The organism is Acinetobacter sp. UNC436CL71CviS28 (assembly GCF_000620525.1).
In the GTDB taxonomy this organism is placed as follows: domain Bacteria; phylum Pseudomonadota; class Gammaproteobacteria; order Pseudomonadales; family Moraxellaceae; genus Acinetobacter; species Acinetobacter radioresistens.
Map to the genome: position 1 here is coordinate 97375 of NZ_JIBB01000007.1, position 9762 is coordinate 107136.

The 9762-nt window shown below is 37.7% G+C and carries 9 protein-coding genes; 5 read left to right on the plus strand and 4 right to left on the minus strand.

What is annotated here, in order from left to right; all coding sequences use genetic code 11:
* Positions 1-83: 83 nt before the first annotated feature.
* The gene (locus N518_RS0105055; RefSeq protein WP_228131036.1) at positions 84-395 is read left to right on the plus strand and encodes a DNA transfer protein p32; all 312 of its coding nucleotides are present in this window, start codon (positions 84-86) and stop codon (positions 393-395) included.
* A 47-nt stretch (positions 396-442) separates the two neighbouring features.
* Here the strand turns inward: N518_RS0105055 and N518_RS0105060 are convergent, their stop codons facing one another.
* Positions 443-943 (minus strand): DUF4442 domain-containing protein, encoded by a 501-nt coding sequence (locus tag N518_RS0105060; RefSeq protein ID WP_005017053.1) that lies wholly within the window; start codon positions 941-943, stop codon positions 443-445.
* 306 nt (positions 944-1249) lie between these two features.
* Between N518_RS0105060 and N518_RS0105065 the strand changes: the two genes are divergently transcribed.
* The 3 genes from N518_RS0105065 (at position 1250) to htpG (ending at position 6176) form a co-directional block, all read left to right on the plus strand.
* The gene (locus N518_RS0105065; RefSeq protein WP_005405221.1) at positions 1250-2662 is read left to right on the plus strand and encodes a Na+/H+ antiporter family protein; all 1413 of its coding nucleotides are present in this window, start codon (positions 1250-1252) and stop codon (positions 2660-2662) included.
* Between the two features lie 382 nt (positions 2663-3044).
* Entirely contained in the window at positions 3045-3644 is a 600-nt protein-coding gene (locus N518_RS0105070; protein ID WP_005017049.1) for an OmpW/AlkL family protein, read from the plus strand.
* Positions 3645-4253: 609 nt separating this feature from the next.
* Complete coding sequence (gene htpG, locus N518_RS0105075) at positions 4254-6176, plus strand: molecular chaperone HtpG (protein WP_005023027.1); 1923 nt, start codon at positions 4254-4256, stop codon at positions 6174-6176.
* 352 nt (positions 6177-6528) lie between these two features.
* On the opposite strand, the gene N518_RS0105080 is transcribed toward htpG, so the two are convergent.
* From N518_RS0105080 to N518_RS17495, 3 genes are all read right to left on the minus strand, one after another.
* Positions 6529-7683 carry a hypothetical protein gene (locus N518_RS0105080; RefSeq protein ID WP_016801146.1) on the minus strand — a complete coding sequence of 385 codons (1155 nt, stop codon included), beginning with the start codon at positions 7681-7683 and terminating at the stop codon, positions 6529-6531.
* Between the two features lie 255 nt (positions 7684-7938).
* Complete coding sequence (locus N518_RS0105085) at positions 7939-8268, minus strand: hypothetical protein (RefSeq protein WP_005405443.1); 330 nt, start codon at positions 8266-8268, stop codon at positions 7939-7941.
* A gap of 306 nt (positions 8269-8574) precedes the next feature.
* Entirely contained in the window at positions 8575-8796 is a 222-nt protein-coding gene (locus N518_RS17495; protein WP_392388351.1) for a hypothetical protein, read from the minus strand.
* A gap of 762 nt (positions 8797-9558) precedes the next feature.
* Here N518_RS17495 and N518_RS16695 point away from each other — a divergent pair.
* On the plus strand, positions 9559-9762 hold a 204-nt coding region (locus N518_RS16695; protein WP_249364825.1), incomplete at its 3' end, for a helix-turn-helix domain-containing protein.

The following is a 9762-nucleotide window of genomic DNA, read 5'->3' on the forward strand; positions in this document are numbered from 1 at the left end:
AAGCTAATAAAGCATAGAAGCAGGGGATAATAACCTTGAAAAAATTAGTTAGCGTATTGGCAGTGACCACTGCATCAGTATTTATGTTGGCAGGTTGTGAAAACATGTCACCTCGTGAGCAGCGCATTGGTGCGGCGGCTTTAGGTGGTGCGGTAGGTGGTGGAGCAGGGAATGCAGTAGGCGGTAAAGTCGGTGCTGGTTTAGGTGCAGCGGCTGGCGCAGGCGTAGGTACTAATTCTCAAGGTGGCACGCGCGGCAGTACCACAGGTAGTGCAATTGGTGCAGGTCTGGGAGCAGTCGTTGGTGAAGCAGTCATTGGTGGTAATGCTGGCGCTGCAATTGGTGGGGCGCTTGGTGGTGGCGCCGGTGTAGTTATCCAGGAAAGACGTCGCTAACAGCACAGAAAAAATAAGCGCTAGATGCGCTTATTTTTTTGCATAGATTAAATTTGAGTATAGGGTTTAATCAGCGTTTTAGATTTTTTACGGCGGATATATAAGGTTTTTTGCACTTCAGCAATTCTGACGCCTTGATCATCCAGAATATTTAAGGTGTAGTGACGAAGGACAGGTTCATAATTGTGGGCCAGCCTTCTGATTTCTTCAAGTTCTTCCTGGCTTAGACGTATATCGGCATATACAGTGCTGCGTCCTGGCGAAAGGAAACTGATAGAGGCTGCTTTATCCCATACAATATATTTATTGCCTAAGTGGTGCATAAGCATGAGCATATAAAATGGGTCGACCATGGAATAAAGGCTACCACCGAAATGAGTTCCTACGATATTCTGGTTTTTACGAGTCAGTGGCATTTTAACCCGGATATGATAATTGGGCAGATCAATCTGATCGATCATAATTCCGGCACCGCGATAAGGGGAATAGCGGTTAATCATGAATTTGGACACTGCAGGAATATTCTGGAGTTTCTTTAAAAGATTCATACGGACCTATAATTTTTGTCTTTATAAAATAATATTAAGTTAACTAAGATAAACTCGCATTGATCATATACTGTTCTCGTCTGAATAAATGGTCAATCTATATAAATTTGCAACCAGATTAGTTAAATTATCAATAAAAACTCTAGAGTAAATAAATTCAAAATAACTATAAATATTTGAAAAATATTGACTAAATTTGGTTCTTATCTGCATGGTCCCTATGAGTTTTCTATAGCAACTGATAGTAAGCTTGCGACTGAAAAAATTCTGTTAAAATGAGGCACTTTTTGTTTCTTCATTAAATTCATGAACGCAGTCGTAATCGCAATTGCCGTGATGTTTATTTTATCCATCGCGCGAGTTTCTGTTGTTTTGACACTAGTCATTTCAGCAATGATTGGGGGCCTGGTTGCTGGTTTAAGCCTATCTGATACAGTAAGTGCATTTAATGCAGGCTTGGGTGATGGTGCCGAAGTAGCACTCGCTTATGCAGTATTAGGTGCTTTTGCCCTGGCTTTATCTAAATCAGGTTTACCAGATTTACTGGCACATAAACTGATCGGCTTGCTCGGAGCAGAAGTCTCTCAGGCACGTGCTAAGAAAGTAAAGTTTTTGCTGTTAGGAATATTACTGATTTCAGCTATCTGTTCTCAAAACCTGATTCCAGTTCATATCGCTTTTATTCCGGTCTTGGTTCCGCCTTTACTTAAGGTCATGAATCATCTTAATCTGGATCGTCGAGCAGCTGCTTGTGTCTTAACACTAGGTTTAGTGGGGACTTATATCTTCCTGCCAGTCGGTTTTGGTGCGATTTTCCTTGAGCAGATTCTCATGGGAAATATTAATAAGATTGGGGCTGCTTATAATCTGCATGTGGACCGCTGGATGATGCCTATGGGTATGGCTATTCCTGTATTAGGTATGCTTCTTGGTACTTTAGTGGCTGTATTCATCAGTTACCGTAAACCACGCCATTACGTAGATAAAGCGGTTACCCGTGTCACCACTATTGATTTAGATAAACCTGTTCGCATTGGTGAAGTAAAACTTGAAGAAGATGCTAAAGAATTACAGCAGGTTGCGAGTGAAGCTCCAGTTATTTCAAAGAAAACCATGATCATGGCTTTTCTGGCAATTGCATTAACTCTGGCTGCTCAACTCTATTCAGGTTCAATGATTCTGGGTGGTCTAGTCGGTTTTGCAGTACTTTCTGCTTCAGGTATCTTTAAGTGGCAAGATGCTGATGACGTATTTGTACAGGGTATGCGTATGATGGCCTTGGTCGGCTTTATCATGATCTCGGCTGCTGGTTTTGCTTCAGTGATGACCCATACCGGTGACATTAATAGTCTGGTTAATGGGGTTGTGCATCTAATTGGAGATAACCATGCACTGGCTGCATTTCTTATGCTGTTTATCGGCCTATTTGTCACCATTGGTATTGGTTCATCGTTCTCGAGTGTGCCAGTACTGGCAGTAATTTATGTTCCGCTATGTGTACAGTTCGGTTTTAGTCCTTTAGCCACAGTTGCATTGATTGGTACAGCGGCTGCTCTAGGTGATGCCGGTTCTCCTGCTTCAGATTCTACTTTAGGGCCTACTGCCGGTTTGGGAATAGATGGTCAGCATGATCACATTTGGGATACAGTGATACCTACATTTATCCATTTTAATATTCCGCTGCTTATCTCCGGCTGGATTGCTGCGATGGTACTTTAAATCCATCTGGTTATTAGCTTCTTTTAAGGCTCCGATTTATCCTCTTAAGCTCATCTTAAAAATGAGCTGTTTAAAGAGATAATCTGGAGCCTATTTTATTTTAATATAAAGTTAAAATTAAAATAAATCCGATTAAATTAATATGAATAATTAAGTCTATAAATAATTATATTGATAATATATATTTTAAATAAACTATATTGTATTACTCGGATTAATATTTTTTCTTATAATTTAAAACCTAGTATTTTAGTAAATTTAAAATAAAAGTAATGTAAATCAATATATTAAAAATAAAATAAAATTTATATTATTTATGCTATTGCATATTATTAATACACAAGATTATTATAAAAATGTTAATTGTTGAGGTGATTTAAATATGTTAAAAAATATACTTGTTTTTGCTTTGCTGGGATTATCTACTTCTGTGTTTGCTGGGGACTGGCAAGTGAAAATGGGCGCTAGTGTATTGGCTCCTCAAAATGATGATAATGGGACGATTGCAAACACAACAGCAACCGTGAGCAATGAAATTGGTTTTACTCCATCGGTAGAATATTTCTTTGCAGATTCCCCTTTTTCTGTAGAACTTCTGCTTGCTACACCATTTAAACATGATGTTATTCTGGAAAATGTAGGGGAAGCCAGTTTTAAACATTTACCACCAACGCTTACTGCAAAATATAATTTCAAGAATGCCAGCCGTTTTACACCTTATGTTGGCATCGGTGCCACAGTAGCCGTGCCATGGGATGAAAAACTCAAAGGTTCTGATGCAAAACTTGAAGCTGATGTGACCTATGGTGTAGCCGGACAGGTGGGCTTTAATTTCCAGCCTGCTGATGCACAAAACTGGGGAGTATTTGTCGATGTACGTTATGCACAGGTTGAATCTGACTTGAGTTTAAATGGTACAGATATTGGTACGCTGGATATTAATCCGTGGGTTTATACACTCGGCTATAGCTATAAATTCTAAATTTTTGAAATATGTAAAACCCATATACCCAGACAGGACGTCAGGGTATAACACAATAAAAAGATTAAAAATCATTCAGAGCTTTTATTCATTTTATTCTTATTAAAAATCACTGCCCCTAATCTATAGAGTTTCTTTTTAATCCGGTTTTAAATTAATTTCAGATAAGAGGCGGTTAAATTGAAATATGTGATTGCAGTCTGACTATTTTTAGAAATATCAGTTTTACACTACTGCCATAGTTCTTTTTATGAAAAAACTCAGACTTCAAGTGAGCCTATCATCTGCCAATACCAGACTCTACCTGATGCGAATAATAAAATAGCGATAATTTATTCTGTTGTGAAGCAGTGAGTACTGATGGCTATTCCTGCCATTATTTAGAAACAATAGGTGAAATAGTTGTATCTGCGTGACCAGTATGTTGCCTCTATCGCATGCTTTCAGGACGTATACAAGTTACAGCAACCGGAGGGCTACAGATTATAGTCATACCCACAAAGACCTTTTTAAAATAAAAATATTTACCCGGATCTATTGAAAAATATAAGCCACACTCCATTGATAAGGCATTCAATAAAAATGACTGCTTATCTGAAGGAGTGAATCATGAGTGAACAAAGCACATCACAAAACTATAGCTTTCAGGCTGAAGTAGCCCAGTTATTACATCTGGTTACTCATTCTCTCTATTCCAATCCTGAAATTTTTCTTCGCGAACTGATCTCTAACGCATCAGATGCCTGTGACAAGTTGCGTTTTGAAGGTATCAACCATCCTGAATATTATGAAAACGATCCAGATCTGCATGTACGTATCAGTTTGGATAAAGACAATAAAACCATAACCATTTCTGATAACGGTATCGGTCTGAGTCAGCAGGAAGCGATTGATAATCTGGGTACGATTGCCAAATCAGGTACGAAAGACTTTATGTCTAAACTGACAGGCGATCAAAAATCTGATGCTCAGCTGATTGGACAGTTCGGTGTCGGTTTTTATTCGGGTTTCATTGTAGCAGACAAGATTACAGTAGAATCGCGCCGTGCTGGTGCCGAAGCAAATGAAGGCGTACGCTGGATTAGCGGTGGTACTGGTGAATTTGAAGTTCAGCAAATTGAAAAAGTATCTCGCGGTACAGATATTATTCTGCATTTGCGTGAAGATGCGTTGCAGTATCTGGAAAGCTATAAAGTTAAACAGATTGTGAATAAATACTCTGACCATATCAGCCTGCCAATACAGATGCAAAAAGAAGTCTGGCAGGAAGAAGAAGCGACCGAAGGTGAAGAAGCCAAGGGTGGCAAGATGGTCAAAACTGATGAATGGGAAGTTATCAACTCAGCCAGCGCACTTTGGACCCGTAATAAAAACGAGATTACCGAAGAGCAATATATCGAATTTTATAAAAATTTAACGCATGACTTTGAAGCTCCTTTAGCATGGGCACATAACCGGGTTGAAGGCAGTACCGAATATACCCAGTTGTTATATGTACCGAGTAAAGCACCACATGATATTTTCACTCGTGAGGCCAAAGCTGGTATCAAGCTCTATGTAAAGCGTGTCTTTATTATGGACGATGCAGATAACCTGATTCCAAATTATCTGCGTTTTGTACAGGGCGTGGTAGATAGTGCTGACCTTCCATTAAACGTGAGTCGTGAATTGCTACAGGAAAGCCGTGATGTTAAAACCATCCGCGAAGGCAATGCGCGCCGTATTTTGACCATGCTTGATGCCTTGGCTAAATCTGAAGATGAAAAAGACCAGGAAAAATTTAAGCAGTTCTATACTGAGTTTGGTGCAGTGCTGAAAGAGGGCTTAGGAGAAGATTTCAGCAATCGTGAGCGTATTCTTAAACTATTACGCTATGCAACTTCAAACAATGATGAAATCACCACTTCTCTGACAGATTATAAAGCACGCATGAAGGATGGTCAGAAGGCAATTTATTATGTTACTGCCGATAGTCTAACTGCTGCCAAAAACTCACCTCAGCTGGAATTATTCAAAAAGAAAGGAATTGAAGTTCTGCTGATGTCTGAGCGTGTTGATGAATGGGCTATGAACTTTGTAAATGAGTTCGATGGTATGCCGATGCAGAATATCTCCAAAGGGGCAGTGGACTTGGGTGATCTTCAGGATGCAGAAGAGAAGAAAGCTCTTGAACAAGCACAGGAACAGCTTAAGCCGGTAGTAGAAAAGCTGAGTGGAGCCTTGAAAGATAAAACCAAAGAAGTCCGTGTAACTACGCGTCTGGTTGATTCACCGGCCTGTTTGGTTACAGCTGAAGGTGAGCTTTCTCCGCAACTTATTCGTATGCTGAAACAGGCTGGGCAGCCTATTCCAGAGAGCAAACCAATTCTGGAAATTAACCCTGAACATCCGCTGGTACAAAAGCTTGAAAATACTGAGCAGTTTGATGAATTGGCAAACGTAATCTTTGATCAGGCCATGATTGCAGAAGGGGGCTTACCGGAAGACCCGGCAGCCTATCTAAAACGTATCAACAGTTTATTACTGAAATAAAATTTTTATAAAAAAGCCTCCTTTGGGAGGCTTTTTTATATGGTGTGGTTATAAATCTATTTATAAACTTTCATTCAGCTTAGGCTTAAATAAATAATCTATAAAATCAATTCAAATTATAGAATTAATAGGGGTAATATAATTTTAGTGATTACCTTATCATCTTAGCCACACTAATATCTATTAATATGACTAAAAAACTAAACCTTTAAGTTCTATAAACTGGATATTTAAATAAGTTTCTATGAAGACTCATAATATTGGAATACACTCCTATATATAGCAGCGTATTATATTTAATGACTCCTGTAGACCTATACAATATCTTTCTACCTATTAATTTACTGTTAAATTAAAAAATTGCTTCCAGACGGACCAGTGTACTTAAGTAATGACTCCGGTCTTCACGTTGATCATTTTGATAATTCAGGTCTCCCTGTACATAGAACCATTCACGCCAAAGCGGTTGACGCCATGAAATAAAGGGCCCCCAACTGTTTAAACGCAGGTCGCTATTATTATAAAAACCGCCCGTATAAAGACCATAGTTAAAACGGTTTCCGGCAAAGAACTGGTGTTCGCGATAGGCCCGGTTGTCCCAAGTGAGGTCATCATCCTGTTCATCGGCATAGACCAGTGAAAACTGGTTAGCAAGCACAGGTTGCTCTGGACGGGCATGCACCAGTTCCAGATTGGTCCTTAAATAATTTTCACTGTCGATACCATAACGATAGATTTGTTCAGCATGGAAAGTAAAATCATTACGCAGTTGCCAATCACGTTCGGCCTTTATCCGCGCATAGATATCATCACCTGAGCGGATACCTAAGTCAGCATCAATTTCAAAGGGTAGGCGCTTGGCAAAATTCGACCAGCGTAAAGCAAGAGAAGAATTTTCTTCACGGGTACGACGCGTATCAAGAGATTTACCCGGCTCATTACGGTTTTCATTACTAATTGCGACATTATTACGAATCTCGTTATCAAGAGATTCATCACCAAATACAATGCTTAAACGTTTTTCCAAGGTGGGCAAATTAATTTTACCCCGAATACGCGGTTTAATTTCATAGCCATCATGTTTATCCCAGCGGTTATCAATTAAAATTCGTAGTGTTGCATCTGCTGGTTTGTTTGGATCTGTCTCACCAAACCAGTTATCAATTTTATTTGAAGATCTATCAGCCCAGTTGCGGATCTGACGTTGTTTGCGGTCGGCCCAACTTTTGTCTTCAGTTACCTCGGTTGGAGGCACAATAGGTTCATCAGACTGCTTGGGTAATAGAGTAGGCGTTTTATCTACCCATGATGGGATATAGTCCAGCCATTCTGGTCCCCGCTCTTCAACAGGCAAGTCAGGTTCATTATCCTGACTTTTATCGCCTAGATAATTGGCGTAGGGAAGAGTGGCTGTTTTAGTTTCAGCAAAGCTATATGCACTACCTAATGCCCCAGCCGCAAAGATTAGCCCTTGTAAAAATAAATTTAAAACCTTAAGTTTTTTCATTGTAAAATCATTATTGTTACATTTGTCGGCTAACACTTTTGTTGATTTGTCCTATAAATGCAAGATATAGCTACAAAATAAAAAAAAATCCTTTATTCTTTTAACGTTAGAGCATTTAGACTAATTTATATGTTATAGACTCTTAAATTAAGCCCATTTTATGAGCCTATAAGCTGGCAGTATAGAACGCTAAATCTAAAGACGCTTATAAAAAAAGAGCCAATAATATGGCTCTCTTTAAAAATTTTCTAATAACTAGACAGCAGACTTCTTAAACCATTGAAAAAAGCCTTTTCTAGGTGAGCTTTCAGCAATTGTTTTTTCTTTCATCTTTTCTAATTGTTCTTGAGCCGCAGCTCTCTGTTTTTCCTGTTCTGATTTGCTTAAAGGAGCTTGTGCTTCTTGCTTGCTACTTTCAACCGAAGGTTCAGACTTGGCAGCTGAACGGGGTTTATTCTGCAGTTGATTATCGGATATCTTGCCTTCTGTTGTTATGGGCTGAGTATTCATAGCTTCGCCTGCAGCCAATACCTGTCCCGATACCATAATTATGGCAACAGCAACTACAGATTTCATAAAGCCCATGAAAAAATTCCTTCATTAAAAAAAACAGTCTGTATAAGAGTGACTATCTTAACAGTAAGGTTTATTTTAATACTTCATTATCTGAATTGCTGTTTTAAAAAGCCGCAACTTTATAAAATTGTCTAAAAAACGGACATTAATTACATTTGCTCTACAGATGCTGATGTTAACTATGTTCGCGTGAGAAGTTATATAAAAATCAAACTGCTCTAAAAATGGCTAACTAGATAAAAAGAGCTCCTCATGGGGGGATGAGGAGTAGGAAAGAGATACAGCTGATTTTAAATTATTATTCAGTTTACAAAATTAAGAGTGAGATAGTTTCATCTTGCAGCGACGGTCATACATTTTACCTGCAATACCACCAATAATCGCACCACTAAATGTGCCAAATACAGGTAATACACTACCGGCTACAGCACCAATCATTACACCTTTAACTGTAGGGGAAAAACGTGATTTTTTGCCAGCAGATGTGTCATAGCCAGATTTGCCTTTATTATTTGTTTGACCACCAGCGTTATCCATCATATGAGTTACTTTATCTTTAACCATATTAGTTACACCACCATGCTCTGCTGCATCTTTATTGATCTTCTCTAGGCTATCTTGTGCCTTTTCTTTAATTTGATCTACTTTTTCCATGACATTGTTCATTACGCTTGAGTCTTGCTGATTGTCATGTTGTGTAGATGCATGAGTATTTGAAGTATTGCTATCATTTTTTGCAGTAGTCATATATTTTCCCTCATGTAAAAATAAAACAGGTTAGTCATCTATATTAAGGAAAATAGAAAATTTTAATGTTGAAGTGCTGTTATATTGACCTTGCTTTTAGTTAATAAAAAGTGTCTCTTGTAGCTATATTAAAGTTATTTTAAACTTTGGTAAGTAATATATGACTTATTGAAATCAGGATAAATTATAATTTAAATATATTTAAGTTTAAGTTGTTGTTTTAATATTAAAATAAATTTAAAAATTAGAAATTTAATTTATATTATTAGATTTTAATCCATATTAGAAAATAAAAATTATTAAATATTATAAATATCTTAAGTATTTTTAATAATTTATTTTTAAAAGTCAGTAAAATAAATTAAGTCTATAAACTTTTATATAAAAATCCCCAGCTTGTGGGGATTTATTAATAAAATTATTTTTGGTCAGGTATCTCACGGCAGAGTAAAACTTGAAGTGCGACATAAACCACCTAATTAATTTAAAGGGTTTATGGAGTATATAAAATTGTCATACCATCATCTTAACTTTGAAGATCGTACTGCATTAATGCTTGAGTCAAGAAAAGAAGGCTTTTCAGCCAGAAAATTTGCTGAACTCATTAAAAGACATCCTAGTACGATCTATCGTGAGCTTAAAAGAAATAGCATCAATGACGTTTATCAAGCTCGATATGCTTCTGATAACACCTTCGCTAGACGTAGACGTGGTCACAGAAAACTCAAAATCGATTCAATCCTCTGGAAATTTATT